Origin of the sequence: Zestomonas insulae (assembly GCF_016901015.1) — a bacterium.
GTDB lineage: Bacteria > Pseudomonadota > Gammaproteobacteria > Pseudomonadales > Pseudomonadaceae > Aquipseudomonas > Aquipseudomonas insulae.
In genome coordinates, this window is sequence record NZ_JAFEUP010000001.1 from 668,887 (window position 1) to 694,373 (window position 25,487).

Annotated in this window: 22 protein-coding genes, 2 tRNA genes and 1 pseudogene; 12 read left to right on the forward strand and 13 right to left on the reverse strand. The window is 66.3% G+C overall.

Features of this window, described 5'->3' with window-relative positions:
- Positions 1-9: 9 nt before the first annotated feature.
- The 4 genes from JQX08_RS03215 to JQX08_RS03230 form a co-directional block, all read right to left on the reverse strand.
- Positions 10-444: a YkvA family protein gene (locus JQX08_RS03215; RefSeq protein ID WP_204914672.1), complete on the reverse strand. Its 435-nt coding sequence runs from the start codon at positions 442-444 to the stop codon at positions 10-12.
- A gap of 372 nt (positions 445-816) precedes the next feature.
- Entirely contained in the window at positions 817-1,536 is a 720-nt protein-coding gene (bamJ, locus tag JQX08_RS03220) for a BamJ family beta-barrel-assembly machinery protein (protein WP_204914673.1), read from the reverse strand.
- Positions 1,537-1,704: 168 nt separating this feature from the next.
- Positions 1,705-1,781, reverse strand: a tRNA-Asp gene (locus tag JQX08_RS03225).
- Between the two features lie 20 nt (positions 1,782-1,801).
- Positions 1,802-1,877 (reverse strand) — tRNA-Val (locus JQX08_RS03230).
- A 161-nt stretch (positions 1,878-2,038) separates the two neighbouring features.
- Here JQX08_RS03230 and rdgC point away from each other — a divergent pair.
- Together rdgC and sugE are read left to right on the forward strand one after the other, a co-directional pair.
- The gene (gene rdgC / locus JQX08_RS03235) at positions 2,039-2,959 is read left to right on the forward strand and encodes a recombination-associated protein RdgC (protein WP_204914674.1); all 921 of its coding nucleotides are present in this window, start codon (positions 2,039-2,041) and stop codon (positions 2,957-2,959) included.
- Between the two features lie 124 nt (positions 2,960-3,083).
- Positions 3,084-3,398, forward strand: coding sequence for a quaternary ammonium compound efflux SMR transporter SugE (sugE, locus tag JQX08_RS03240; RefSeq protein ID WP_204914675.1), 315 nt, complete (start codon positions 3,084-3,086; stop codon positions 3,396-3,398).
- Positions 3,399-3,446: 48 nt separating this feature from the next.
- On the opposite strand, the gene JQX08_RS03245 is transcribed toward sugE, so the two are convergent.
- From JQX08_RS03245 to JQX08_RS03270, 6 genes are all read right to left on the reverse strand, one after another.
- Positions 3,447-5,321 carry an MFS transporter gene (locus JQX08_RS03245; protein ID WP_204914676.1) on the reverse strand — a complete coding sequence of 625 codons (1,875 nt, stop codon included), beginning with the start codon at positions 5,319-5,321 and terminating at the stop codon, positions 3,447-3,449.
- A gap of 164 nt (positions 5,322-5,485) precedes the next feature.
- On the reverse strand, positions 5,486-7,603 hold the full coding sequence (locus JQX08_RS03250; protein WP_430472495.1) for a TonB-dependent receptor family protein: 2,118 nt from the start codon (positions 7,601-7,603) through the stop codon (positions 5,486-5,488).
- Between the two features lie 132 nt (positions 7,604-7,735).
- Positions 7,736-8,065: an AzlD domain-containing protein gene (locus tag JQX08_RS03255; protein WP_204914679.1), complete on the reverse strand. Its 330-nt coding sequence runs from the start codon at positions 8,063-8,065 to the stop codon at positions 7,736-7,738.
- Entirely contained in the window at positions 8,065-8,778 is a 714-nt protein-coding gene (locus JQX08_RS03260; RefSeq protein ID WP_204914681.1) for an AzlC family ABC transporter permease, read from the reverse strand. Before JQX08_RS03260 ends, JQX08_RS03255 begins: the two co-directional genes overlap by 1 nt.
- A 96-nt stretch (positions 8,779-8,874) precedes the next feature.
- The gene (locus tag JQX08_RS03265) at positions 8,875-9,702 is read right to left on the reverse strand and encodes a helix-turn-helix transcriptional regulator (RefSeq protein ID WP_204914683.1); all 828 of its coding nucleotides are present in this window, start codon (positions 9,700-9,702) and stop codon (positions 8,875-8,877) included.
- Positions 9,703-9,704: 2 nt separating this feature from the next.
- Positions 9,705-10,274, reverse strand: a complete 570-nt coding sequence (locus JQX08_RS03270; RefSeq protein WP_204914684.1) for a GNAT family N-acetyltransferase — start codon at positions 10,272-10,274, stop codon at positions 9,705-9,707.
- Between the two features lie 234 nt (positions 10,275-10,508).
- Here JQX08_RS03270 and JQX08_RS03275 point away from each other — a divergent pair, with 234 nt between their 5' ends.
- Positions 10,509-13,985, forward strand: coding sequence for a hybrid sensor histidine kinase/response regulator (locus tag JQX08_RS03275; RefSeq protein WP_204914685.1), 3,477 nt, complete (start codon positions 10,509-10,511; stop codon positions 13,983-13,985).
- 128 nt (positions 13,986-14,113) lie between these two features.
- Complete coding sequence (locus JQX08_RS03280; RefSeq protein WP_204914686.1) at positions 14,114-15,340, forward strand: GGDEF domain-containing protein; 1,227 nt, start codon at positions 14,114-14,116, stop codon at positions 15,338-15,340.
- Here JQX08_RS03280 and JQX08_RS03285 read toward each other — a convergent pair.
- Complete coding sequence (locus tag JQX08_RS03285) at positions 15,286-16,098, reverse strand: MerR family transcriptional regulator (protein WP_204914687.1); 813 nt, start codon at positions 16,096-16,098, stop codon at positions 15,286-15,288. The two genes, JQX08_RS03280 and JQX08_RS03285, sit on opposite strands and share 55 nt — an antisense overlap.
- A 234-nt stretch (positions 16,099-16,332) precedes the next feature.
- Between JQX08_RS03285 and JQX08_RS03290 the strand changes: the two genes are divergently transcribed.
- Together JQX08_RS03290 and JQX08_RS03295 are read left to right on the forward strand one after the other, a co-directional pair.
- Positions 16,333-17,265: an alpha/beta fold hydrolase gene (locus tag JQX08_RS03290; protein ID WP_204914688.1), complete on the forward strand. Its 933-nt coding sequence runs from the start codon at positions 16,333-16,335 to the stop codon at positions 17,263-17,265.
- A complete protein-coding gene (locus JQX08_RS03295; RefSeq protein ID WP_204914689.1) occupies positions 17,262-18,149 on the forward strand; it encodes a metal-dependent hydrolase in 888 nt (295 codons plus the stop codon). Before JQX08_RS03290 ends, JQX08_RS03295 begins: the two co-directional genes overlap by 4 nt.
- A 98-nt stretch (positions 18,150-18,247) precedes the next feature.
- Here the strand turns inward: JQX08_RS03295 and JQX08_RS03300 are convergent, their stop codons facing one another.
- Positions 18,248-19,726: a DNA recombination protein RmuC gene (locus JQX08_RS03300; RefSeq protein WP_430472496.1), complete on the reverse strand. Its 1,479-nt coding sequence runs from the start codon at positions 19,724-19,726 to the stop codon at positions 18,248-18,250.
- 516 nt (positions 19,727-20,242) lie between these two features.
- On the opposite strand from JQX08_RS03300, the gene JQX08_RS22335 reads away from it, so the two are divergent.
- From JQX08_RS22335 to JQX08_RS03310, 3 genes and pseudogenes are all read left to right on the forward strand, one after another.
- Entirely contained in the window at positions 20,243-20,374 is a 132-nt protein-coding gene (locus JQX08_RS22335) for a hypothetical protein (protein WP_283246501.1), read from the forward strand.
- Positions 20,375-20,493: 119 nt separating this feature from the next.
- Positions 20,494-20,982, forward strand: a pseudogene (locus JQX08_RS03305) (PaaI family thioesterase); the annotation flags it as partial.
- 54 nt (positions 20,983-21,036) lie between these two features.
- On the forward strand, positions 21,037-21,810 hold the full coding sequence (locus JQX08_RS03310; protein WP_204915322.1) for an ABC transporter ATP-binding protein: 774 nt from the start codon (positions 21,037-21,039) through the stop codon (positions 21,808-21,810).
- Positions 21,811-21,823: 13 nt separating this feature from the next.
- On the opposite strand, the gene JQX08_RS03315 is transcribed toward JQX08_RS03310, so the two are convergent.
- Positions 21,824-22,714, reverse strand: coding sequence for a LysR family transcriptional regulator (locus JQX08_RS03315; protein WP_204914691.1), 891 nt, complete (start codon positions 22,712-22,714; stop codon positions 21,824-21,826).
- A gap of 119 nt (positions 22,715-22,833) precedes the next feature.
- On the opposite strand from JQX08_RS03315, the gene JQX08_RS03320 reads away from it, so the two are divergent.
- The 3 genes from JQX08_RS03320 to JQX08_RS03330 all read left to right on the forward strand — a co-directional run bounded on the left by JQX08_RS03320 (position 22,834) and on the right by JQX08_RS03330 (position 25,482).
- A complete protein-coding gene (locus JQX08_RS03320; protein ID WP_204914692.1) occupies positions 22,834-23,532 on the forward strand; it encodes a CoA transferase subunit A in 699 nt (232 codons plus the stop codon).
- Positions 23,533-23,561: 29 nt separating this feature from the next.
- Positions 23,562-24,218, forward strand: coding sequence for a CoA transferase subunit B (locus tag JQX08_RS03325; RefSeq protein ID WP_204914693.1), 657 nt, complete (start codon positions 23,562-23,564; stop codon positions 24,216-24,218).
- 85 nt (positions 24,219-24,303) lie between these two features.
- Complete coding sequence (locus JQX08_RS03330) at positions 24,304-25,482, forward strand: acetyl-CoA C-acetyltransferase (RefSeq protein WP_204914694.1); 1,179 nt, start codon at positions 24,304-24,306, stop codon at positions 25,480-25,482.
- Positions 25,483-25,487 lie beyond the last annotated feature (5 nt).

A 25,487-nucleotide genomic window follows, 5' to 3' on the forward strand; every position in this document is an offset into this window, starting at 1 on the left:
GTACAGCGGCTATGGCAGCGGCTTATCCGATGGAGCCGGCAACAGCAAAGCGGCCTGCTTGGCGGCCGACTGTGCGTCACGCCAGGCGCGAAAGGCGTCCAGCTCGCGGCGCCAGCTGCGCATCAACCAGGTGAGTACCGCGATATCGTCGAGATAGCCGACCCCCAGCAACACATCCGGGATCGCGTCCAGCGGCGAGAGGAAGTACACCAGCGCCGCGACCACCGCTACCAATGCGCCACGACTGACCGCGCGATACTCACCACGCCACCACGCCATACACAGCGCCTGCAACAGCAGCAGATCGTCCTTGACCGCGGCGAGTCGGCCACCCTGCCGAGCATTCTTTCGAGCGACTGCCGCGAGTAAAAAAGGCAGCCGCCCACGGCTGAGGAAACGCTCCGCTATAGGGAGGTAACGCTTGAATTTCCACGGAGCGCTCATCGCCAAACCTCGCCAAACCGCACACTAAAGGGCTCGTCTCGGTTATCCACCGAAGCTGTGGATAACCTTGTAGACAAATACTGGATGAGTGAAGCAAACGCCCGGCCCACGGGCCTTCCACACAGATCGGCCATTTTTTATTCAGCTTAAAAATACAAATAAAATCAATTACTTATTGAAAAATGAAAAAAAGTGGAACGGGTAGGTCCAACCAAATGCGAAACGATCGTGCAATGTGCATAACCGTAACACTGGAAACACCCGCGCACGCGATTGAGACTGCGCCAACCGCCAGCCGGTTCGCCTTTTCTACCCTCCAGAAACGACAACGCCCCGTCGAGACGGGGCGTTGTGCGCAGACCGCGTTGGCTTTTACGGCTGCTGTGCCGCTTCCGCCTTGGCCGGGTCCTTGATGCCGATCAGCTCGATGTTGAACACCAGCACTGAGTTAGCCGGAATCGCCGGGCTCGGGCTTTGGTCGCCATAGGCCAGCTCGCTAGGAATGTAGAACTTGTACTTCTCGCCGACGTGCATCAGCTGCAGACCTTCCACCCAGCCCGGGATCACGCCACTGACCGGCAGATCGATCGGACTACCGCGCTCGACGGAGCTGTCGAACACCTTGCCATCGGTCAGCTTGCCTTCGTAGTGAACAGTCACCACGTCAGTCGGCTTTGGCTGCGCGCCGTCGGCTTTCTTCTCCACTTCGTACTGCAGGCCCGAGGCAGTGGTTACCACGCCTTCACGCTTGCCGTTCTCGGCGAGGAACTTCTTGCCAGCGGCAGCGCTTTCTTCGTTGAGCTTGGTCATGCGCTCTTCGGCACGCTTCTGCAGGAAAGCGAAGGCTTCAGCCAGCTCTTCGTCCTTGAGCTTCTGCTCTTTCTTGCCGATGGCGTCTTCGATGCCCTGGGCGACGGCTTTGGAATCGAGATCATCCATGCCTTCCTGGGCCAGGCTCTTGCCCATGTTCAGGCCGATGCCATAGGAGGCTTTCTGCGCCGGGGTCTTCAGTTCCACGCTGGCTTGCTTATCGCAACCTGCGAGAACCAGGCCGACCAGGGCGATCGCCGCCGCCAAACGATGCTGTCTCATGCTGTTTCCTTGTCCGTACGCCCGAGCAGGGCTATCGAGTGAAGCCGCGAGCTTAGCAGGCTGCGAGGATCACTGGCTATGGCGATATGAACAGGAAAACCTGAATAAGCTCAGGTATTTGGGAGACTTAAAAAGTGGGATTTTGCGAGGTGAAGCGAGGAGAGAAAATGGCGCAGCGGACGGGACTCGAACCCGCGACCCCCGGCGTGACAGGCCGGTATTCTAACCGACTGAACTACCGCTGCGCGTAACACTAAGAAGGAATTGGTGGGTGATGACGGGATCGAACCGCCGACCCTCTGCTTGTAAGGCAGATGCTCTCCCGGCTGAGCTAATCACCCTTCACTCTCGGTGTGGCGCGCATTCTACGGAGCACCTGCCACCCTGGCAAGCCCTTTTTAAAATAATTTTCGCTGATGCGCCAAAGGCTTAGCGCAGGGTTGGCCTATTCAGGCGAGGGGAGAATAATGCGCGCTTTGCGTTATTTGGAGAGTCCCTCGTCATGTGGTTCCGCAACCTGCTCGTCTACCGCCTCACCCAGGATACGCCGTTCGATGCCGAAGCCCTGGAGGCTGCGCTGGCCACCAAACCTGCCCGTCCGTGCGCCAGCCAGGAAGTGACTACTTATGGCTTCGTCGCGCCGTTCGGCAAAGGCGAAGACGCTCCGCTGGTGCATGTCAGCCAGGACTTCCTGCTGATCGCCGCGCGTAAAGAAGAACGCATCCTACCCGGCAGCGTGGTGAAAGATGCCCTAAAGGACAAGGTCGAAGAGATCGAGGCCGCGCAGATGCGCAAGGTCTATAAGAAGGAACGCGACCAGCTCAAGGACGAGATCATCCAGGCCTTCCTGCCGCGTGCGTTCATCCGCCGCTCGCAGACAGTTGCTGCGATCGCGCCGAAGCTCGGCCTGATCCTGGTCAACAGCGCCAGCGCACGCCGCGCCGAAGACCTGCTGTCGACCCTGCGCGAAGCCATCGGCTCGCTGCCGGTGCGCCCGCTGACCGTGAAGGTCGCGCCGACCGCCACGCTCACCGAGTGGGTGAAGACCCAGCAGGCCGCCGCGGACTTCACCGTGCTCGACGAATGCGAGCTGCGTGACACCCACGAAGACGGTGGCGTAGTGCGCTGCAAGCGCCAGGACCTGACCAGCGAGGAGATTCAGCTGCACCTGTCCGCCGGCAAGGCGGTCACTCAGCTGTCGCTGGCCTGGCAGGACAAGCTGTCCTTCGTGCTCGACGACAAGACCATCATCAAGCGCCTGCGCTTCGAGGACCTGCTCACCGAGCAAGCCGAACAGGACGGTGGCGACGACGCCCTGGCGCAACAGGACGCCAGCTTCACTCTGATGATGCTGACCTTCAGCGAGTTCCTCCCGGCGCTGTTCGAAGCGCTCGGCGGCGAAGAGATCCCGCAGGGCATTTGAGGCGTCCGCTGGGCAGGCGAACTTGCCCATGCAGTCAGGAATTGCCAAAATGTACAGCCGTCGAGGACGACCTCGGCGGCTAGCCTGATTTTGGGGACGACCCCGGTACACACTGGAGGTCATCATGTCCTGGATCATTCTGTTCTTCGCCGGCCTGTTCGAGGTCGGCTGGGCCGTCGGTCTGAAGTACACCGACGGCTTTACCCGCCCGCTACCCACCGCCCTCACCATCGCCGCGATGGCAGTCAGCCTCGGCCTGCTCGGCCTGGCCATGAAGGAACTGCCGCTCGGCACCGCCTACGCGGTATGGACCGGGGTCGGCGCGGTCGGCACGGTGATCGCCGGGATCATCCTGTTCGGAGAATCCATGGCGCTGATCCGCGTGGCCAGCGTGGCCTTGATCATCTGCGGGCTGATCGGCTTGAAGATCAGTCACTGAATAAAAAAAGCCGCCCTCGGGCGGCTTTTTTCATCCTGCATCACGCGTTCAGCGCAGCCCGCCCCGCAACTCCGCCACCTGCGCCTGCAGGGTCTGCGGACTGGCCAGCTCCGGCGCCAGCGGCGTGCCGGCCACCAGGGTGATGCGCGACCACAGGCGTTTGAAGAAGCCCTTGCGCGGATCGCGGCTGAAGAAGCTGCCCCACAGGCCCTGCAGCGCCATCGGGATCACCGGCACCGGGTTTTCCTCGAGAATCCGCGCTACTCCGTTCTTGAACTCGTCGATCTCGCCATCGCCGGTCAGCTTGCCCTCGGGGAAGATGCACACCAGCTCACCTTCGCGCAGGTAGTCGCCGATGCGCTTGAACGCCGCGTCATACACCAGCAGGTCTTCACTGCGCCCGGCGATCGGCACCGCACCGGCGGTGCGGAACACGAAGTTGAGCACCGGCAGGTCGTAGATCTTGTAGTACATGACGAAGCGCACCGGCCGGCGCACCGCCCCGGCGATCAGCAGCGCATCGACGAACGACACGTGGTTGCACACCAGCAACGCGGCGCCCTCCTCCGGGATGCGATCCAGGTCGCGGTGTTCGACGCGGTACATGGAGTGGCCAAGCAGCCAGACCAGGAAGCGCATGGTGAACTCGGGGACGATCTTGAAGATGTAGCTGTTCACCGCGATGTTCATCAGCGACACCACCAGGAACAGCTGCGGAATGCTCAGCCCGGCGGTGCTGAGGAACAGGATCGAGGCGATCGCCGAGACCACCATGAACAGCGCGTTGAGGATGTTGTTGGCGGCGATCACCCGCGCCCGCTCGTTCTCCGCGGTGCGCGACTGCATCAGCGCATACAGCGGCACGATATAGAAGCCGCCGAACACGCCGATGCCGAGGATCGAGCCCAGCGCCCACCAGGCCTGGCCATGGCCGAGCACCGCCAGCCAGCTCTGCGGGTCGGCCTGCGCGGGAAAGCCGCCGGAGTTCCACCACAGCAGCAGGCCGAACACCGTCAGGCCCACCGAGCCGAGCGGCACCAGGCCGATCTCCACCTTGCGCCCGGACAACCGCTCGCAAAGCATCGAACCGAGCGCGATGCCCACCGAGAACACCGTGAGGATCAGCGTCACCACGGTTTCGTCGCCGTGCATCCATTCCTTGGCGTACGCCGGGATCTGCGTCAGGTACACCGCACCGAGGAACCAGAACCACGAGCTGCCGACCAGCGAACGCGATACCGCCGGCGTCTGCCCGAGGCCCAGGCGCAGGATCGCCCAGGACTGGCGGAAGATGTTCCAGTCCACCGCCAGGCTCGGCAGCGCGGCGGCGGCGTGCGGAATGAAGCGGCTGCTGAGGTAGCCGCAGCAGGCCACCAGTACCACCGCGCCGGCCACCAGCGGCGCGTAGCCGCTCGTGGACATCATGATCCCGGCGCCGATGGTGCCGGCGAGAATCGCCAGGAAGGTGCCCATCTCCACCAATGCATTGCCGCCGACCAGCTCGTCCTCGCGCAGCGCCGCCGGCAGGATCGAATACTTCACCGGACCGAACAGCGCCGAGTGGGTGCCCATGCCGAACAGGGCGAGGAACATCAGCGGCAGGTTGTTGAACAGGAAGCCCGCCGCACCGACCGCCATGATCACGATCTCGGCCAGCTTGATCGCGCGGATCAGCGCGTGCTTGGCGAACTTCTCCCCGAACTGGCCGCCGAGCGCGGAGAACAGGAAGAACGGCAGGATGAACAGCAGCGCGCAGAGGTTGACCAGCACCGTGCGGTCGCCGCTGACGCTGAGCTTGAACAGGATGGCGAGGATCAGCGACTGCTTGAAGATGTTGTCGTTGAAGGCGCCGAGCAGCTGGGTGAGGAAAAACGGCAGGAAGCGTCGTTTGCCAAGCAGGGCGAATTGCGAGTGTTGGGTCATCGTCCTTGTCACCTTGAAGGGTCGTGGGGAAGCCGCGTGCGCGGCAAAACCGTCCAGCGCAGATAGGACGGCAAATGGCACACCACAAGCCACAGTTTTTCCCAGGCGAATGACCGACGCATGAAAAAAGGGCGCCAGTGGCGCCCTTTTTTAACCGCTGCAGATCAGAAGCTGACCCCGGCCTGGACGAACAGCGTGCGCGGCTGACCGAGGTACTTGCCGTAGTTGTTGTCCAGCGAACGGGTGAAGTACTCGTGGCCGAGCAGGTTCTTCACCCCGACGCCGAGCGTCAGGTTCGACAGCTGCGGACCGAACGCGTACTCGCCGCGGGCGTTCCAGATCGCGTAGCCGGGGATGTCGCCGTAGCGGCCGTCGGCGGTCTCGTTGCGGTAGTAGATGCCGTTGGCGACGTCAGCGACGTACTGCTGCGACTGGGCGAAGCCATCGAGATTCCAGGTCCAGCGGTTGCGCGTGTAGCGCAGGCCGAGGATGGAGGTGATGCGCGAATAGAAGTTGAGGTCCTTGTCGGCGAACACACCCTTGTCGGCGGTGGCCTTGGTGTAGGTGAAGCTGGCGTAGGTGGACAGCCCGTCGAGGGCCGGATCAAGGCTGCCGAGGTCGTAGCTCAGCGCGGTCTCGATGCCTTCGTGGGTGGTCGCGCCGAGCTGCGTCCAGCCGTCCTGCTTGGCGTACTGCAGCTGGCTGTCGAACTCGATGCGGAACAGTGTCACCTCGCCGCGCCAGGCGCCGTTGTCGTAGCGCGTGCCGAGCTCGTAGGTGTGCGCCTTCTCCGGCTCCAGGCCGGGGCCGACCTCGTTGCCGTAGGACGTCAGCGGCGCGCCGGGGTCCTGACCGAGCTGGAAGTACTGCAGGCTGCCGAACGAGGTGTTGTAGTTGGCGTACAGCTTCCACTCATCGGAGAGGTGGTACATGACGTTCAGCGACGGCAGCGGCTCGAGGTAGTTGACCTCGCGCTCGTAGCCTTTCAGGCGGTTGTGCCAGGTGGTGCGTACGCGCTCGTAGCGCAGCCCCGGAGTGAGCGTCCATCTGCCGACGTCGATGCGGTCGTCGATGTACACCGAGTGCGCCTCGGTGCCGCCGGTGTTGTCGGCGGTCTCGGTGAACGGCGTGGTGTATGGCGTGCCGCTGGCGCGGTTGTACACCGCGCTGCTCTTGGTCTGCTCGTGCATGCCTTCGTCGACGTAGCGGTAGCCGACGCCGACTTCATGGGCGACTTCGCCCCACAGGAACAGCTGCGAGTAGCGCGGCTCGATGCCGAACACGTGGTAGTTGCGCGGGTAGGACATCAGCTGGTCGTTAACCGCGCTGCGCTCGGTGACGATGTTGCTGCCGCGGTAGCTCTCGTAATAGTACGAACCCAGCTCGAAGGTGCGGTTGGCGTCCGGAGTGCGGGTGTACTTGAAAGAGAAATCCTTGCGCTCGCCTTCGAAGCTGTCGTACGGGCGCACCGACTGGTAGGGGTCGGCGTCGAACTGCGCAGCGTTCAGGCCGCCGGGCATGTCGGCGTCGGCGCGGTAGTAGTGCAAGCTGGTCGCCAGCTCGTCGATCTCGCTGAGGGCGAACTTGTTCTTCAGCATGAAATCGTCGACCAGCGTGCCGTCGTTGTCATTCCGGTAGCCGGCGCCGCGAATCCCGGAATACAGCAGCGCCGCGCCCATGCCGTTGTCGGCGGTGCCGCCGAGGAAGGCGCTGGTCTGCGTCTTGAAACCGCCGTGGCCGGCCACTTCGGTGCCGACGTTGATATTGCCGGCCTGGGTCTCGGGAATCTCGCGGGTCACGAAGTTGATGATGCCGCCGACGTTCTGCGGGCCGTAGCGCACCGCGCCGCCGCCGCGCACCACGTCGATCTTCTCCAGGTTGCCGACCGCCACGGGGGCCAGCGACAGCTGCGGCTGGCCGTACGGCGCGAAGGCCATCGGCACGCCGTCGATGAGGATGGTCGAACGCGGCGACAGGCGCGCGGTGAGGCCGCGGGTGCCGACGTTGAGGGACAGGTCGCTGCCGCCAGTGCCGTTGCTTTCCTGCACCTGCAGGCCGGGAACCTTGCGCAGCAGTTCGCGGACCTGCTTGGCGCCGCTCTCCTCGATGGTCTGCTGGTCGACCACGCTGCGTGCGCCGGGGTGGTTCTTGACGTCCTCGTCGGTCGCCTCGCCCAGCCAGTCACCGACCACCTCGACGTTACCCAGTTCGAGCTCCTCGGCCGCGACCGACGTGATGGTACCCAGCGCCAGCGCGACGCCCAGAGCCAGGCGTGATGGCATTCCGACAGACTGCATAACGTGTCTTCCCCAATCCGCGGCCCAGAGCGGGCCGTTAAAAAGGGGCGCAAATTACGCGAAAGGATTTCGGGCGTAAATACGATGAATTACCAAATAGAACTACTTTCGCGACTTTCAGACGGGCAGTTGCCCGAAGGTCCAGCGCAGCAGGAAGAAGATCAGCAGGCCACCGAGGATGGTCCCCAGCAGATGGCGACTCAGCGCGGCGATGAGGATGGTCGCCAGACCGGCCAGCAGGAAGGCATTGTCCAGCGCCAGCTGCAGGTGCTGGCCATCGGGCATGAACATGCCCGGCACCACGATCGCCGTGAGCACCGCGGTCGGCACATAGTGCAGGCCCTGGCGCACCACCGACGGGAAGCGCAGGTCCGGCCAGGCGAACAGGCTGTAGCGGATCGCGAAAGTGATCGCCGCCATGCCGAGAATCAGCCACCAGGTCTGCATCACACGCCCTCCTCGTCCAGCTGCCAGGCGGCACGGCGCTCCAGCACGGTGCCCACGGCGATACCCGACAAGGCCGCGGCCATCAGGCCGAGCTTGTACGGCCAGTCGTTACACAGCAGCGCGGCCGCGCCGGCGACCAGCGCCGCCGCGACCTGTGGGCGGTTCTTGAGCATCGGCACGACGATGCCGATGAAAGTCGCCAACATGGCGAAATCCAGGCCCCAGGCCGCCAGGTTGGGCACCGTCTGGCCGAACAGCACGCCGACCACCGTGGCCAACTGCCAGTCGACATACATGGTCAGCGCCGCACCGCAGAAGTACCAATGCTTGTGCGGCGAGGCATCCGGCTCGGCGTAACGATGCTGGACCACGGCGAAGGCTTCGTCGGTCAGCATGAACGCCAGCGGCATGCGCCAGCGTTTCGGCAGATGGCGCACGAAGGGTTGCAGCGTGGCGCTGTACAGCGCGTGGCGCAGGTTGACCACGAAGGTGGTGAGCAGCACCACGACCACCCCGGCGCCGCCGCCGATCAGGGTGATGGCGATGAACTGCGCCGAGCCGGCGAACACCAGCAGCGACATGGCCAGGGCCTGCCAGATCGACAGCCCGTAGGCGCCGGCCAGCGAGCCGAAGATGATGCCGAACGGAATGCCGCCCATCACCAATGGGAGAACGTCGCGGGCGCCTTGCAGAAACTCGTGTTGACGGGACATGCCACCTCCTTGAACGGCTGAGGTTAGCGTGCGGGTCGCAGAGCGTCTTGAACGATCTTGCTACTCGCCGGATGCCTGCCGTGCGGCGTGCGCCGGCTAGCGGGCGCAGGCCTTGCGGTACTCGCCCGGCGCCACGCCGTAGGCCTGCTTGAACTGGCGATTGAGGTGGCTCTGGTCGGCGAAGCCCAGCTGCGCGGCCACGCCGATCGGCGCGCAACCGGCCTTGAGCAACAGGCGCGCCTGCTCCAGGCGGCGCTGCTTGAGCCAGGCGTGCGGCGGCAGCCCGGTCGCGGCGCGGAATACCCGGGCGAAATGGAACGGCGACAGATTCACCGCCGCCGCCAACTCTTCCAGCGACGGCGGCTCGGCCAGCTGGCTGTTCAGCAGTTCCTTGGCCTGCACCACCGCGCGCGGCTCGCGGCCCGGCTCGAGCGCCAGCGGCAGCCGCGCATGGCGCTGGAACAGCAGCAGAATCGCTTCGCGCCAGGCGGTCTGCTGCTGCAGCGCGCTGGCGCCGCCATCCAGCAGGCGGTGCAGCGCGGCGAAGGCGCTGTGCAATTGCGGGTCCTGCAGCACGCTGCTGGCGAACGACGGCAAGCCGCCGCGGGCCAGGCCCAGCTCGCCGAGCACCCCGCCGACCTGGGCGCTGTCGGGATAGAAGGCCCGGTAGCGCCAGCCCAGTTCATGCGCCTTGGAGCCGGTGTGCACTTCGTCCGGGTTGATCAGCACCATGCTGCCGACCGGCGCCAGGTGATCGCTGCCACGGTGACGGAAACGCTGCGCGCCGTGCTCGATCACGGTGAACACGTAGCCCTCGTGTACATGCGGGGCGAAGCGCTGCTCGACGTAATGCGCGTGCAGCAACTCGACGCCCGGCAAGGCATCCGCCTGCCAGAAGTGGGTCTGCTCACGCACCGCGCTCATCCTCAGGCGCCGAAGCGCGCCTCCAGGCCAGCCTTGACCTGCGGCCAGTCGCCGTCGGTGATGCTGTACATCACCGTGTCGTCGAGGCGCCCATCGGCCAGGCGCCGATGATTACGCAGCAGCCCTTCGCGCTGCGCACCGAGCTTCTCGATGGCACGCTGCGAACGCAGGTTGCTGGCGGCGGTCTTCAGCTGCACGCGGACCATCCGCCAGTTCTCGAAGGCATGACGCAGCATCAGGTACTTGATGCTGTCATTCAGGCCGGTGCCGTGCTGGCCGCGGTCCAGCCAGGTCCAGCCGATTTCCGCGGCCGGCAGGATGTTCATGAAGTCGGCGAAGCGCGTGGTACCGACCAGCCGATCGCCGAGGCGGATGACGAACACCACGGCCAGGCCTTCGCGCTGATCGCTCAACGCGCTGCGGTACCAATCCAGGCGCAGCGGGCCGTTCAGGTAGACCAGCTCGTCGCGGTTGGCCTCGGCCAGGTCAACCAGGGCGGGGATGTCCGCTTCGAGCAGCGGCTCCAGGCGCAGGGCGCCGCGCTGCAGCGCGACCAGTTGCGGCTTGAACATGAACACGTCCTCACTAAAGGTGGCAGCGGCGCCAGGTACTGCGGGCGCAGGCCAGCTGCAACAGCTGCCATTCGACGCCGTGCGCCGCAGCTTGAACAGTGCGGCCCGACCGGCGTGCTTGCGACCATAGTCGCGACTGACTGAATTGTACTTTGGTGCGACACTGAACGGGACTTGAGTGTATCGCTCGCCCGGTCTATGTCGCGGCGCCGCGCCCGTTGATCTGGAGTTCACATGTCGCTGTCCGGTGGGCTGATCGCAGCAGTCGCCCTCTCCTACATGGCCATCCTGTTCGCCATCGCCTTCTATGGCGACCGCCGCCGTGCGCCCTTGCCGGTGCCGGTGCGCGCGCTGGTCTACAGCCTGTCGCTGGCGGTGTACTGCACCAGCTGGACGTTCTTCGGCGCGGTCGGCCAGTCGGCCGAGCAGCTCTGGTCGTTCCTGCCGATCTACCTCGGGCCGATGCTGCTGATGCTGTTCGCCCCCTGGGTGCTGCAGAAGATGGTGCTGATCAGCAAGCAGGAGAACATCACCTCGATCGCCGACTTCATTGCCGCGCGCTACGGCAAGTCGCAGACCCTGGCGGTGGTGGTGGCACTGATCTGTCTGGTCGGCGTGCTGCCCTACATCGCCCTGCAGCTCAAGGGAATCGTCCTCGGCGTCAACCTGCTGACCGGCGCCGGAGCCGACTCCACCGGCACCCGCGCGCAGGACACCGCGCTGATCGTTTCGCTGATCCTTGCCCTGTTCACCATCCTGTTCGGCACCCGCAACCTCGACGTCACCGAGCACCACCGCGGCATGGTCATGGCCATCGCCTTCGAGTCGCTGGTCAAGCTGCTGGCCTTCCTCGCGGTCGGTGCCTACGTCACGTACGGCCTGTACAACGGCTTCGACGACCTGCTCCTGCAGGCGCGCAATACCCCGGCGCTCGCCGACTTCTGGGACGAGACGGTGAACTGGCCGTCGATGTTCGTGCAGATCGGCGTGGCGATGATGGCGATCATCTGCCTGCCGCGGCAGTTCCACGTCGGCGTGGTGGAGAACATCGAGCCCAAGGACCTGCGCCTGGCGCGCTGGGTGTTCCCCGCCTACCTGGCGCTGGCCGCGCTGTTTGTGGTGCCGATCGCCCTGGCCGGGCAGATGCTGCTGCCGTCCGGGGTGATGCCCGATTCCTTCGTGATCAGCCTGCCGCTCGCCGAGGCGCACCCGGCGCTGGCGCTGCTGGCATTCATCGGCGGCGCCTCGGCGGCCACCGGGATGGTCATCGTCGAAGCGGTGGCGCTGTCGACCATGGTCTCCAACGACATGCTGTTGCCGCTGCTGCTGCGCCGCAAGAACGCCGAGCGGCCGTTCGAGCTGTTCCGCCACTGGATGCTCTCGGTGCGCCGGGTGAGCATCGTGCTGATCATCCTGCTGGCCTACGTCAGCTACCGCCTGCTCGGCTCCAACGCCAGCCTGGCGACCATCGGGCAGATCTCCTTCGCCGCGGTGACCCAGCTGGCGCCGGCGATGTTCGGCGCCCTGCTGTGGAAACAGGCCAACCGCCGTGGCGTGTTTGCCGGCCTGGCCGCCGGCGCCGCAGTGTGGTTCTACCTGCTGGTGCTGCCCGTGGTGGCGCGCAGCCTGGGCTGGTCGCTGAGCAGTTTCCCGCTGCTCGAACCGCTGCTGCATCAGCCGATCGGCGTGCATGTCGAACCGCTGACCCGCGGCGTGGTGCTGTCGCTAGCCAGCAACTTCCTGCTGTTCGTCTGGGTCTCCTACTTCTCGCGCACTCGCGTCTCCGAGCACTGGCAGGCCGGGCGCTTCATCGGCCAGGACTTCGGCCACAAACCGAGCAGCCGCAGCCTGCTGGCGGTGCAGGTGGAAGACCTGCTGGTGCTGGCCAGCCGCTTCGTCGGCGAGGAACGCTCGCGGCAGAGCTTCCTGCGCTTCGCCTACCGCCTGGGGCGCAGCTTCAACCCCAACCAGCCGGCCAACGGCGAATGGATCGCCCACACCGAACGCCTGCTCGCCGGGGTGCTCGGCGCCTCGTCGGCGCGCGCGGTGGTGAAGGCCGCCATCGAAGGCCGCGAGATGCAGGTCGAAGACGTGGTGCGCATCGTCGACGAAGCCTCCGAGGTGCTGCAGTTCAACCGCGCGCTGCTGCAGGGTGCGATCGAGAACATCACCCAGGGCATCAGCGTGGTCGACCAGTCGCTGCGCCTGGTGGCCTGGAACCGCCGCTACCTGGAACTGTTCCAGTACCCGGACGACCTGATCAGCGTCGGCCGGCCGATCGCCGACATCATCCGCCACAACGCCGAACGCGGACTGTGTGGGCCGGGCGACGTCGAATCGCACGTGGAGAAGCGCCTGTACTGGATGCGTGAAGGCACCGCGCACACCTCCGAGCGGCTGTTCCCCAACGGCCGGGTGATCGAGCTGATCGGCAACCCGATGCCGGGCGGCGGCTTCGTCATGAGCTTCACCGACATCACCGCGTTCCGCGAGGCCGAACAGGCCTTAAAGGAAGCCAACGAGGGCCTCGAACAGCGCGTCGAGGAACGCACCCGCGAGCTCTCCGAACTCAACCAGGAACTCGGCCAGGCGAAGGCCGTGGCGGAGTCCGCCAACCAGTCGAAAACGCGTTTCCTCGCCGCCGTCAGCCACGACCTGATGCAGCCGCTGAACGCCGCGCGGCTGTTCTCCGCTGCGCTCGGTCACCAGCCGGAACAGCTGCCGCGCGACGCCCGTGAGCTGGTCAGCCACCTGGACAGCTCGCTGCGTTCGGCGGAAGACCTGATCAGCGATCTGCTCGACATCTCGCGCCTGGAGAACGGCCGCATCACCCCGGAGCGCACGCCCTTCCCGCTCGACGAGCTGTTCAACGCGCTGGGCGCGGAGTTCAAGGCGCTGGCCCAGGAACATGGGGTCAACTTCCGCCTGCACGGCAGCCGCCTGCGCGTGGACAGTGACATCAAGCTGCTGCGCCGCGTGCTGCAGAACTTCCTGACCAACGCCTTCCGCTACGCCAAGGGCGACGTGCTGCTCGGCGTGCGCCGCGTGGCCGGCGGCCTGCGCCTGGAAGTCTGGGACCGCGGACCGGGGATTCCGGCCGACAAGCGCAAGGAAATCTTCGAGGAGTTCAAGCGCCTCGACAGCCACCAGACCCGCGCCGAGAAGGGCCTGGGCCTCGGCCTGGCGATCGCCGACGGCCTCTGCCGGGTGCTCGGCCACTCGCTGGAAGTACGCTCCTGGCCGGGCAAGGGCAGCGTGTTCAGCGTTGACGTGCCGCTTGCCAAAGCCCCCGCGCCGCTGCTCAAGCACGCGGTCGGCGAGGTCAACGGCAACGCCCTGCAGGGCACCCAGGTGCTGTGCATCGACAACGAGGACAGCATCCTCACCGGCATGCACAGCCTGCTGTCGCGCTGGGGCTGCCAGGTGTGGACGGCGCGCAACCGCCTGGAATGCGAACACCTGATCGACGAGGAAGTGCGCCCGCAAGTGGCGCTGGTCGATTACCACCTCGACGAGGGCGAGACCGGCACCGAACTGATGGCCTGGCTGCGCACCAAGCTCGGCGAACCGGTGCCCGGCGTGGTGATCAGCGCCGATGGCCGCCCCGAGCTGATCGCCCAGGTGCATGCCGCCGGTCTCGACTACCTGGCCAAACCAGTCAAGCCGGCCGCCCTGCGCGCCCTGCTGAGCCGTCACCTGCCGCTGCGCTGAGCGGCTCCGCGCCAACCCCCAAACGTCCTCACCAGCCTGGCGGCAGGCTGGCTGTGCTGAACGGGGAACTGATATAAAGATTCAGCGGCACGCACGGCCGCGGTGACCGTTGTTCAGGAGTAGTCACGATGAATCTTTCCAGTGGAGCGGCGCCGCTGCCGGTCCACCTGCCCGAGCGTCCGGACGAGGACTATTTCGCCGAGCGCGTCGCCACGCTGTTCTCCACCAGCCCCTCGACTGCCGTCGGCAATCTGTTCTCGGCGTCGCTGATCTTCGGCGTCTATCACAGCAGCGTGCCGCTGGGCGGCCTGATCGTCTGGTGGTGCCTGCTGCTGGTGCTGATGTGCGTACGCCTCGGCCTGGTCCGCGCCTACCGCCGCAATCCGCGGCGCGTAGCGCCGCGCACCTGGGCGCGACTGACCAGCGTGCAGTGCGCCAGCGTCGGCCTGACCTGGGGCATCGGCGCGATCTGGCTGATGCACTACGGCACGCCGTTCGAGGACGTGGTCTACGGCTGCGTCGCGCTGACCTCGGTGATGGTGGCGATGAGCAACGTCTCCTACTGGCCGGCGCACCTGTCATTCCACGTGCCAATGTTCTTCTTCCTCGGCATCGCCTATTTCCTCGACCCGGAGCCGGTGTCGCACTTCCTCGCGATCGGCGCCTGGGTGGTCTGCCCGTTCATCGCCGAGATGGGCCGGCGCCTGCAGATGCGCTTCAACGCCGCGCTCAAGCTGGCCTGGGAGCACCAGGTGCTGGCGCACAAGTACGCGCTGGCCGCGCAGGAACTGGCGGTGCTCAGCCGCACCGACGACCTCACGCGCATCGCCAACAAGCGCCACCTCGACGAGACCCTCAGCCGCGAGTGGCATCGCTGCCTGCGCAACGGCGAGCCGCTCGGCGTGCTGATGCTGGATATCGACCACTTCAAGCGCTTCAACGACACCTACGGCCACCTCGCCGGCGACACCTGCATCCGCCAGGTGGCCGAGGCCATGCGCGGCAGCATTCGCGAACACTGCGACTTTGTCGCCCGCTTCGGTGGCGAGGAGTTCACCGTGGTGATGCCCGGTGCCGGGCTGGACACGGCGCTGGTCATCGCCGAACGCATTCGTGCGGCGGTCGAGGCATTACGCCTACGTCACGAAGCCGTCGAGCGCGGCCAACTGACCGTGAGCATCGGGGTGGCCTCCACGGCGCAGGGCGAGATGGCCAACGCCGAAGCGCTGGTCGGCCACGCCGACGTCGCCCTGTATGCCGCCAAGCACGCCGGGCGCAACCGCGTCGCAGCGGCCGACATTCAGGACTTGAGGAAGCCCCTCAGCAACACGCCGACCCTCTCACCCAGTTCCTGATTCGCCGAGTCGTGCAGCGCGCTGGCCAGCTCGCTGTCGACCACCTGCTCGACCAGCGGCCGCAACCCCAGCAGTTGCTGATTGAGGCGCTGCAGCTCATCGACGTGCGGCAGGCTGGTGCTCAGCAGCGGATTGACCAGATGCTGAACGATCAGCTGCACGATGCCGGCCGCCATCGGCTGCACCTGGCGACGGATCGAGGCGAATAGCTCGAGCAGAGACGCCAACGGAATGCCGGCGCGGTACAGCTCGACGCCGGCGGCGAACACTCGCGGGTTGAGCACGCGCAGGTGGTCACCGGCGAACTCCACCAGCCCCAGGCTCTGGGCCAGGTCGAGGTTGGCGTCGGTCAGCCCGTCGCCGAACAGCGCCTGCAGCTCGGCGAACTCCAGGCGGGTCGGCTCGACCTGATGCCATGCGCCAACAATCGCCTGCTCCAGGCCCAGCACATGGGACAGGCCCTGGCCCTGTTCCCAGGCCTCGAGCAGCTCACGGATGCTGGCGATGCTGTAGCCGCGTTCGAGCAGCTGGCCGATCAGCTGCAGCCGCGCCAGGTGGCCATCGTTGTACACGCCGATACGTCCACGCCGCTCCGGTGGCGGCAGCAGGCCGCGGTCCTGATAGGCGCGTAGATTGCGCACCGTGGTGCCGCCGGCGTTGGCCAGTTCATCGACGCTGTATTCGGCGCTGCTCGGCGCATCCGCCACGCGCGGTGTACGCGCCAGCAGGCGCTGCAGGAAAGAGCTGGATTCATTCATGGCGCCGATCATAGCCGCCGCGCGGCGGCGCCAACAACACACCCGGCACGGCCTGCGCACGGCCTGAGTAGCGCAGTAACAACCACCGACCCGCAGCCGCCGCGCGACTGGCCATTCGGTGGGTGCCCAGTGCGTCACGACTTTGCCATCGTTCGCTGTAACGATTGATAAGGAGATCGTGATGCCTGCCGCCCTGTCCACACCTGCCCCGCACTCGTCCCACCCGGTGCGCCGATGAACGCACCGATCCGCACTGAATCGCAGCGCCTGCGCGTGCAGGGCGATGGCGTCGAGTTGGCCGCCTACCGCTGGGGCAACGCCGAGGGGCCGACCTTGCTGCTGGTGCACGGTTACCCGGACAGCCACGAGGTCTGGCTGCCGCTGGTCCAGCACCTGGCTGCCGACTACCAGATCATCGCCTACGACGTGCGCGGCTTCGGTGCTTCGCAGATTCCCCGGCGCACCCGTGACTACCGCCTGCCGCTGCTGGCCAATGACCTCGAGGCGGTGATCAAGGCGCTCAGTCCAGAGCGTCCGGTGCACCTGGTGGCCCACGACTGGGGTTCGATCCAGACCTGGGAGGCGGTGACCGAGCCGCGCATCCAGCCGCTGCTCGCCTCCTACACCACCATCTCCGGGCCGTGCCTGGACCATGTCGGCCACTGGATGCGCGCACGCCTGCAAGAGAAACGTCTGGGCGCCTGGCTGAAGGTCTTCGGCCAATTGCTCAGCTCCTGGTACATCGCCTTCTTCCACACCCCCTGGCTGCCCGAGCTGCTCTGGCGCAACGGCCTCGGCCGCCTGTGGCCGACCCTGCTGGAGCGCCTGGAAGGCGTGCGCGAGGCGCAGCACAACAGCACCCAGGTCTCCGACGGCCAGCACGGCGTCAAGCTGTACCGCGCCAACTTCATCGGTGCCATGTTCAAGCCGCGCCTGCGCTACACCCAGGTGCCGGTGCAGCTGATCGTGCCGACCCAGGATCGCTTCGTGCGTCCCCAGCTGTTCGAGCAGCTGCAGCACTGGGCGCCCGACCTGGCCCGCCGCGAAGTGCGCGCCGGGCACTGGCAGCTGCTCGCCGAGCCGCTGCAACTGGCCCGCTGGATTCGCGAATTCGTCGATCGGCATGGCAGCGCGGCTGCCCGCCCCGCAGGAGAGCACACCGCATGAGCGCCCCCCACCATCGCCTGGAGCAGCGCAAGGTCAGCTTCGACTTCACCGACACCCCGCTGCACTGGGTGCCCGGCGAGCCGGAAGCCTCGCATGTGATGAACACCCTTCACATCCTCCTGCCGGCCGGCGAGTTCTGGTTCTGCCGGGTCTACAACAAGGCCCTGCCGCTGGTCACCGAGGCGCGCCTGCGCGACGACGTGCGCGGTTTCATCAAGCAGGAAGCGCAGCACGCGCGCGCCCACGACAGCGCGCTGACGCCCTATCTGGTGCGCCACGGCATCGACCCGACGCCGTTCACCCGGCGCCTGAGCTGGCTGTTCGAGAAACCGCTCGGCGACTTGCCGGTCGGCAGCGGCTGGCTCGGCCGGCGCCTGCAGCACTGGTGGCTATTGCAGCGGGTCGGCCTGATCGCCGCCGTCGAGCATTTCACCTGCGTGCTCGGCGACTGGATCATCACCACCCGCCAGCTCGATCACGCCGACCCGGTGATGCTCGACCTGCTGCGCTGGCACGGCGCCGAGGAAGTCGAGCACCGCTGCGTGGCCCACGACCTGCACGTGCACCTCGGCGGCAGCCTGCTGATGCGCTGGCTGTACATGCTGGTCGCCTCGGCGGCGCTGACCTTCCTATTCCATGCCGGCTCGCGGCTGATGATGCGTCAGGACCCGGCGATCCGCCGCGTGCGCGGCTTCCTGCCGCTGTGGCGCGATCTCGGCGGGCGCGGCCTGCTGCCGACCATGGGCAGCATCGGCCGCGCGGTGGCGCGCTATTTCAAGCCGAGCTATCACCCGGTGGTGGAAGGCGACGTGCAGGTGGCATTGGATTACCTGGCCCACTCCCCCGCCGCGCGGCGCGCCGCCGAGGCCGCGGCAGCGGGGTGAAGTAGTCCCTCGTAGGAGCGGCCCATGGCCGCGAAGTGGTCTGTCGAACACCCGTCGCGGCCATGGGCCGCTCCTACAGGCTCTCGCGTGGTCGCTGATCACTCAGCGGCATCCACCTCATCCAGCAACGGCACCGCGGCGCGTTCCAGCAGCTCAGGAGACAGGCTCTTGCTGGCCCGCGCGCCGAGCAGCTTGAGGTTCTCGACCCGGCCGACGATGTTGCCGCGCCCGTCGACCAGCTTGTTGCGCGCCGCGGCGTAGGCCTTGTCGAGCTGCTGCAGGCGGCTGCCGACCTCGTCGAGGTCCTGGATGAAGGCGACGAACTTGTCGTACAGCGCGCCGGCGCGTTCGGCGATCTCGCGGGCGTTCTGGCTCTGCCGCTCCTGGCGCCACAGGCTATCGATGACCCGCAAGGTGGCCAGCAGCGTGGTCGGGCTGACGATCACGATGTGCTGGTCGTAAGCCTCCTGGAACAGCCCCGGATCGGCCTGCAGCGCGGCGGCGAAGGCCGCCTCGATGGGCACGAAGAGCAGCACGAAGTCGAGGCTGTGCAGCCCTTCCAGGCGCTGGTAGTCCTTCACCGAGAGGCCCTTGAGGTGGCTGCGCAGCGACAGCACGTGCTGCTTCAGCGCAACCTGGCGGACCTGCTCGTCCTCGGCGGCAACCAGCTGCTGATAGGCAGTGAGGCTGACCTTGGCATCCACCACCACCTGCTTGTCGCCGGGCAGCTGGATCAGCACGTCGGGCTGGAAGCGCTCGCCGTCGGCAGCGCGCAAGCTGACCTGGGTGTGGTACTCGCGGCCCTTCTCCAGGCCGGCGTGCTCGAGGACCCGCTCGAGCACCAGCTCGCCCCAGTTGCCCTGGGTCTTCTGGCCTTTCAGCGCTTGGCTGAGGGTGGTCGCCTCGTCGCTGAGGCGCTGGTTGAGCAGTTGCAGGCGCTCGAGTTCCTTGCCCAGCGAGAAGCGCTCGCGCGCCTCCTGCTGGTAGCTGTCCTCGACACGCTTCTCGAACGCCTGGATGCGCTCCTTGAGCGGGTCGAGCAACTGGCCGAGGCGCTGCTGGCTGGTCTCGGCGAAGCGCTGCTCGCGTTCGTCGAAGATCTTCCCGGCCAGCTCGGCGAACTGCGCACGCAGCTCGTCGCGCGCGCCCTGCAGATCGGTAAGGCGCTGCTGATGGCTGTCCTGCTGCTCGCGCAGTTCGGCGTGCAGCGCCGCGCGCTCGGCGCTCAGGCGACGCAGCTCGTTTTCCTGCTGCTCGCGCTCCTGCTGCCAGGCCAGTTCATGGCCACGGAAGCGCTGCAGCTCGCCGCGCCCCAGTTCGGCCTCGCGGCGCAAGGCAGCCAGCTCGGCCTGTTGCGCGGCCTTCTCGGTGGCCAGGACGCCGGCCTCGCGGCGGTAGTCGTCCAGCTGCGCGCTCAAACCGTCCTGAGCCAGCTGCGCATGACTCAGCCGCTCCTCGAGCAACGCCGCGTCAGTGCGCAGGCGCGCAAGGCGCTGCTGCAACTGCCAGCTCAGCGCCAGCAACGGCAGCGCCGCCACGGACAACCCCACAAGCAGGTTGGGCAAATCGATAGGCATAAGAGGCTCCAGGCAAGACTGCCGGGCAGTATAACCAGCGCCACCGGCGTGGTTGTCGCGGCGCGCAAATGCAGGGGAAAACCGCCTCGCTGGAGCGCCGAGTCAGCAGCCATGCGGGTTGCCGCAGACAATCCACAAAAGCTGTGGATAACTCCGTGGACAACTTGGGAGCAAGGATCGCCACGCCTTGCCAGTTGGGGCTTCCGCTCAGATTGACGCTTTTTTCACCAGAAAAAAAGTTCATATTTTTCATTGACTTATAAATTGCCTACAAAGAATCAAGCAGTTACGTCGCACTGTGCGAGCGACTTGCCAAGATGCATCGCTATTGTGCACAACTGTGCTCGCCGCCTCGGCCGCGCGCCCCGAATCTGGGCGTTTTCCCGGTGGCGCCCGGTGCGCCTGGGCCGTCGCGCGCTGCAGGTGCAACCCGCCCGCGACCGCGCGTCGTTTTTCGACCTGGCTCGCCGCCAACGGCGTCCAATAGCAAGGGGGTCACGCACCGGGAGAACGCTCATGTTCAAGCAACTCATCCCGCTGGCCATGCTCACCCTGGTCATCGTCCTCGGCGGCTCGTCCTGCAACGATCACAGCAGCCACTCCGATGACGGCGCCACCCAGCAAGGCGGAGGTGGCGGCGGTTACTGAGGACAGATGCGGCTGGCGCGCGGCGCCTTAGGTCCGGCCTAATAGGGCAAATGCCGATCGATCGTGCCGCCGCGCGGCGATCGATCGGAGGCCAGGTTTTCATCGACAAGGACAGCACCATGCACGACCTTCCCCTGCAAGATCTCGCCGCCCCGGACGGCGTCTGTTACGGCTGTGGCGGCCGCAATCCTCACGGGCTGCACGTCAAGAGCCGCTGGCACGCGGACGGCGTGCATGTCATCGCCGAGCATCTGCCGGAGGCCAAGTATTGCGGCTGGCCGGACCTGGTGTATGGCGGATTGATCGCCATGCTGGTCGATTGCCATTCCAACTGGACGGCCATGGCCTACCACTACCGCGCCGAGCAGCGCGAGGTGGGCAGCCTGCCGCGCATCGACTGCGTCACCGGCAGCCTCGGCATCAAGTACATCAAACCGACCCCGCTGGGCGTGCCGCTGACCCTGAGTGCCAAGGTCGAGGGCGAGGTCGGCCGCAAGACCCGGGTGATCTGCGAGGTGTACGCCGCGGGCGTGCTCACCGCGGTGGGCGATTCGATGTTTGTCCGGGTCGACACCGGACAACTGGCCGCCGCCGCCCATGGTCGCGAGGCCTGTGGCGCACCGCGCTATCATCAGCGCCCCACCGCCCATGAATGCCGCCCGATGATCGAACTGAAGCAAGTCACCGCCTACCAACAGCAGACCCGCGTGTTCGACCGCCTGTCGCTGCACATCGGCTACCACGAGCGCGTCGCGATTCTCGGCCCCAACGGCGCGGGCAAGAGCACGCTACTCAAGCTGATCAGCCGCGAGCTGTACCCGGTCGATCAGCCGGACAGCTCGCTCAAGCTGTTCGGCAACGCGACGGTCAACCTGTGGGACCTGCGCAGCAAGATCGGCTTCGTCTCGCACGACCTGCAGGAGGACTACACGCCCTACACCTCGGCGCTGGACGTGGTGATCTCCGGGTTCTTCGGCGCGATCGGCGCGCACGGCCACCTGCAGCCCAGCGCCGAGCAGGTAGACCGGGCCCGCGCACTGCTCGTCGAGCTGGGCCTGCCCGGCGACGAGCAGCGCATGTTCCAGCGCCTGTCCACCGGGCAGAAACGCCGTCTGCTGCTCGCCCGTGCGCTGGTCCACCAGCCGCAGGCGCTGATCCTCGACGAACCCACCAGCGGCCTCGACATGGGCGCCAGCCTTGGCCTGCTGAGCCTGCTGCGCAGCTTCTGTGGCGCCGGCCGGGCGATGATCATCACCACCCACCACATCGACGAGATCATTCCGGAGATCGACCGCGTGGTGCTGCTCAGCCAGGGCCAGGTGATCGCCGACGGTCCCAAGGCGGAAATCCTCACCAGCGCGCGCCTGTCGGCGCTGTACCAGACCGACCTGCAGGTCAGCGAGCAGAACGGCTGGTACCGCTGCTGGCACGGCTGAAGCGCGCGAGCGCTTACGGCTGACGGTCGACCAGCGCCCGCAGCGTCTCGGCCAGCGCCTGTGCCGCGGCCGACAACCGGTGCCCCTGCAGGCTTAGCAGCCCGACGCGCTGCTCGACCACCGGCGCGCTCAGCGCCACGCAGCGTGCGCCGAGCTCCTGCATCTGCTGGATGCACAGACTCGGCACCGCGCTGACCCCCAGGCCCTGGGCGACCATCCGCCCGACCGTCACCAGTTGATGACTCTCGAACGCCACGCGCAGCTTGCCGTGCTGCGCGGCGATGCTTTCTTCGAGCAGCAGGCGCACCGCCGAGGGGCGCTGCAGAGCGATGAAGTGCTCCTCGAGCAGCTGCGCCCAGTCCACTTCGTTACGCGCCGCTAGCGGGCTGTCGGCAGGGACCACGGCAACGAAACGGTCGGTATACAGCGGCTGGAAATCGATGCCGTCGAGATTGCCTGGCTCGAACGCGACGCCCAGTTCGACGCGCCGGTTGCGCACCATCTCCACCACCTGCTCGTTGATCACGTCGTGCACCGCGACGTTCACCTTCGGGTGGCGTTCGCGAAACCCCTTCAGCGCCACCGGCAGCAGGTTGCCGGCGAACGACGGCATCGCCGCGATGGCCACCTGGCCGAGCTGCAGGGTGAAGTGCTGGCGCAGCAGTTCCTCGGTGTTGTCCCAGTCCGCCAGCAGGCGCCGGGCGATGGGCAGCAGTAGCTCGCCCTCCGCGGTCAACGCCACGCTGCGCGTGGTGCGCAGCAGCAAGGGTCCGCCTAGCGACTCCTCGAGGTTCTTGATCGCCAGGCTCAGCGCCGGCTGCGACAGGTGCAGGCGCTCGCAGGCCTGGGCGAAGCTCAGGCTCTGCGCCACGGCGAGAAAAGCACGCAGCTGTTTGACGGTCATTGATCTGTTTTCATTATTAATGGACAGGAAAAACAAACTTAACAAATCAACCCACACACCGGAAGCTTGCCCCAACCCCGGCAGCCAGTGCCGACGACCCGAACCCGAGGGGCAGCGCCATGAGTGGACTCGACAAACGTGTATACAGCTACGAAGCCGCCTTGGCCGGCCTGCAGGACGGCATGACCGTGCTCTCCGGTGGCTTCGGCCTGTGTGGCATTCCGGAGAACCTGATCGGCGAGATTCGCCGGCGCGGGGTCAGCGGCCTGACCGTGGTGTCCAACAACTGCGGCATCGATGGCTTCGGCCTCGGCGTGCTGCTGGAAGACCGGCAGATCCGCAAGATGATCGCCTCCTACGTCGGCGAGAACGCGCTGTTCGAGCAGCAACTGCTGAGCGGCGAACTGGAAGTCGAACTGACCCCGCAGGGCACCCTGGCCGAGAAGCTGCGCGCCGGTGGCGCGGGGATTCCGGCGTTCTTCACCGCCACCGGCTACGGCACGCCGGTCGCAGAGGGTAAGGAAGCGCGCGAGATCAACGGCCGTCACTACATCCTCGAGCCGGCCATCACCGGCGACTTCGCCATCGTCAAAGGCTGGAAGGCCGACCACTTCGGCAACGTGGTGTACCGCCACACCGCGCAGAACTTCAACCCGGTGGTGGCCACCGCCGGGCGCATCACCGTGGTCGAGGTCGAAGAGATTGTCGAGCCGGGTGAACTCGACCCGACACAGATCCACACCCCGGGCATCTACGTCGACCGTGTGATTTGCGGCAGCTTCGAGAAGCGCATCGAAAAGCGCACCGTGCGCGCCTAACCCGACCAGAAGAATTCGAGGAAACCGACATGGCACTGACCCGCGAACAAATGGCCCAGCGCGTGGCCCGCGAACTGCAGGACGGCTACTACGTGAACCTGGGCATCGGCATTCCGACCCTGGTCGCCAACTACGTACCCGAAGGCATGCAGGTGATGCTGCAGTCGGAGAACGGCCTGCTCGGCATGGGCGCCTTCCCCACCGAAGACGAAGTCGATGCCGACATGATCAACGCCGGCAAGCAGACCGTCACCGCGGTCAAGGGCGCATCGATTTTCTCTTCCGCGGAATCCTTCGCGATGATCCGTGGCGGGCATGTCGACCTGACCGTGCTCGGCGCCTTCGAGGTCGATGTGCGCGGCAACATCGCCTCATGGATGATCCCCGGCAAGCTGGTCAAGGGCATGGGCGGCGCGATGGACCTGGTGGCCGGCGCCGACAACATCATCGTCACCATGACCCACGCCTCCAAGGACGGTGAGTCCAAGTTGCTAAACCACTGCAGCCTGCCGCTGACCGGCGCCGGCTGCATCCGCAAGGTGCTCACCGACCTCGCCTACCTGGAGATCGACAACGGCACCTTCATCCTGCGCGAGCGCGCGCCGGGGGTGAGCGTCGAGGAGATCGTGGCGAAGACCGCCGGCCGCCTGCAGGTGCCCGAGCACGTGCCGGAAATGACTTTCTAATCCCTTGCCCCGTCGCACCTCCCCCCTCGGAGCGCGGGGCTTTTTTATTCCCAGGCCGGGCGTCGCCGCCCGCAGGAGACCCACCATGCAAGACGTCGTGATCGTCGCCGCCACCCGCACCGCCATCGGCAGCTTCCAGGGCACGTTGGCCAACATTCCCGCGCCCGAGCTCGGCGCCGCGGTGATCCGCCGCCTGCTCGAGCAGACCGGCCTGGACGGCGCCGAAGTCGACGAAGTGATCCTCGGCCAGGTGCTCACCGCCGGCTCCGGGCAGAACCCGGCGCGCCAGGCAGCGATCAAGGCCGGCCTGCCGCACGCGGTGCCTGCGCTGACCCTCAACAAGGTCTGCGGCTCGGGCCTGAAAGCCCTGCACCTGGCCACCCAGGCGATCCGCTGCGGCGACGCCGAGGTGGTGATCGCCGGCGGCATGGAGAACATGAGCCTGGCGCCCTACGTCATGCCCGGCGCCCGCACCGGCCTGCGCATGGGCCACGCCAAGCTGGTCGACAGCATGATCCAGGACGGTCTGTGGGACGCCTTCAACGACTACCACATGGGCATCACCGCCGAGAACCTGGTGGAAAAATACGGCATCAGCCGTGAAGCGCAGGACGCCTTCGCCGCCGCCTCGCAGCAGAAAGCCGTGGCCGCCATCGAAGGCGGGCGCTTCAAGGATGAAATCACCCCGATCCTGATCCCGTCGCGCAAAGGCGAGCCGGTCAGCTTCGCCACCGACGAGCAGCCGCGCGCCGGCACCAGCGCCGAGGCGCTGGCCAAGCTCAAGCCGGCATTCAAGAAAGACGGCACCGTGACCGCCGGTAACGCCTCGACGCTCAACGACGGCGCCGCCGCGGTGCTGCTGATGAGTGCGGCGAAAGCCCAGGCGCTCGGCCTGCCGGTGCTGGCGAAGATCGCCGGCTACGCCAACGCCGGCGTCGACCCGGCGATCATGGGCATCGGCCCGGTCTCGGCGACCCAGCGCTGCCTGGCAAAAGCTGGCTGGCAGCTGGCCGACCTCGACCTGATCGAAGCCAACGAAGCCTTCGCCGCCCAGGCGCTGTCGGTCGGCAAGGAACTCGGTTGGGATGCCAGCAAGGTCAACGTCAACGGCGGCGCCATCGCCCTCGGCCACCCGCTCGGCGGCTCGGGCTGCCGCGTGCTGGTGACCCTGCTACACGAGATGCTCAAGCGTGACGCCAAGAAAGGCCTGGCCACCCTGTGCATCGGCGGCGGTCAAGGCGTGGCCCTGGCCATCGAGCGCTAATCCCA

Excerpts from the sequence above, each read along its gene's own strand:
- JQX08_RS22335 (WP_283246501.1), top strand. The coding sequence starts at position 20,243 with ATGTTCAAGCAACTCATCCCGCTGGCCATGCTCACCCTGGTCATCGTC.
- JQX08_RS03270 (WP_204914684.1), bottom strand. The coding sequence starts at position 10,274 with ATGTTCAAGCCGCAACTGGTCGCGCTGCAGCGCGGCGCCCTGCGCCTG.
- bamJ (WP_204914673.1), bottom strand. The coding sequence starts at position 1,536 with ATGAGACAGCATCGTTTGGCGGCGGCGATCGCCCTGGTCGGCCTGGTT.
- JQX08_RS03330 (WP_204914694.1), top strand. The coding sequence starts at position 24,304 with ATGCAAGACGTCGTGATCGTCGCCGCCACCCGCACCGCCATCGGCAGC.
- JQX08_RS03295 (WP_204914689.1), top strand. The coding sequence starts at position 17,262 with ATGAGCGCCCCCCACCATCGCCTGGAGCAGCGCAAGGTCAGCTTCGAC.
- JQX08_RS03260 (WP_204914681.1), bottom strand. The coding sequence starts at position 8,778 with ATGTCCCGTCAACACGAGTTTCTGCAAGGCGCCCGCGACGTTCTCCCA.
- JQX08_RS03320 (WP_204914692.1), top strand. The coding sequence starts at position 22,834 with ATGAGTGGACTCGACAAACGTGTATACAGCTACGAAGCCGCCTTGGCC.
- JQX08_RS03300 (WP_430472496.1), bottom strand. The coding sequence starts at position 19,726 with ATGCCTATCGATTTGCCCAACCTGCTTGTGGGGTTGTCCGTGGCGGCG.
- JQX08_RS03290 (WP_204914688.1), top strand. The coding sequence starts at position 16,333 with ATGAACGCACCGATCCGCACTGAATCGCAGCGCCTGCGCGTGCAGGGC.
- JQX08_RS03265 (WP_204914683.1), bottom strand. The coding sequence starts at position 9,702 with ATGAGCGCGGTGCGTGAGCAGACCCACTTCTGGCAGGCGGATGCCTTG.
- JQX08_RS03325 (WP_204914693.1), top strand. The coding sequence starts at position 23,562 with ATGGCACTGACCCGCGAACAAATGGCCCAGCGCGTGGCCCGCGAACTG.
- sugE (WP_204914675.1), top strand. The coding sequence starts at position 3,084 with ATGTCCTGGATCATTCTGTTCTTCGCCGGCCTGTTCGAGGTCGGCTGG.
- JQX08_RS03280 (WP_204914686.1), top strand. The coding sequence starts at position 14,114 with ATGAATCTTTCCAGTGGAGCGGCGCCGCTGCCGGTCCACCTGCCCGAG.
- JQX08_RS03245 (WP_204914676.1), bottom strand. The coding sequence starts at position 5,321 with ATGACCCAACACTCGCAATTCGCCCTGCTTGGCAAACGACGCTTCCTG.
- JQX08_RS03275 (WP_204914685.1), top strand. The coding sequence starts at position 10,509 with ATGTCGCTGTCCGGTGGGCTGATCGCAGCAGTCGCCCTCTCCTACATG.
- JQX08_RS03310 (WP_204915322.1), top strand. The coding sequence starts at position 21,037 with ATGATCGAACTGAAGCAAGTCACCGCCTACCAACAGCAGACCCGCGTG.
- JQX08_RS03285 (WP_204914687.1), bottom strand. The coding sequence starts at position 16,098 with ATGAATGAATCCAGCTCTTTCCTGCAGCGCCTGCTGGCGCGTACACCG.
- JQX08_RS03255 (WP_204914679.1), bottom strand. The coding sequence starts at position 8,065 with ATGCAGACCTGGTGGCTGATTCTCGGCATGGCGGCGATCACTTTCGCG.
- JQX08_RS03215 (WP_204914672.1), bottom strand. The coding sequence starts at position 444 with ATGAGCGCTCCGTGGAAATTCAAGCGTTACCTCCCTATAGCGGAGCGT.
- rdgC (WP_204914674.1), top strand. The coding sequence starts at position 2,039 with ATGTGGTTCCGCAACCTGCTCGTCTACCGCCTCACCCAGGATACGCCG.
- JQX08_RS03315 (WP_204914691.1), bottom strand. The coding sequence starts at position 22,714 with ATGACCGTCAAACAGCTGCGTGCTTTTCTCGCCGTGGCGCAGAGCCTG.
- JQX08_RS03250 (WP_430472495.1), bottom strand. The coding sequence starts at position 7,603 with ATGCCATCACGCCTGGCTCTGGGCGTCGCGCTGGCGCTGGGTACCATC.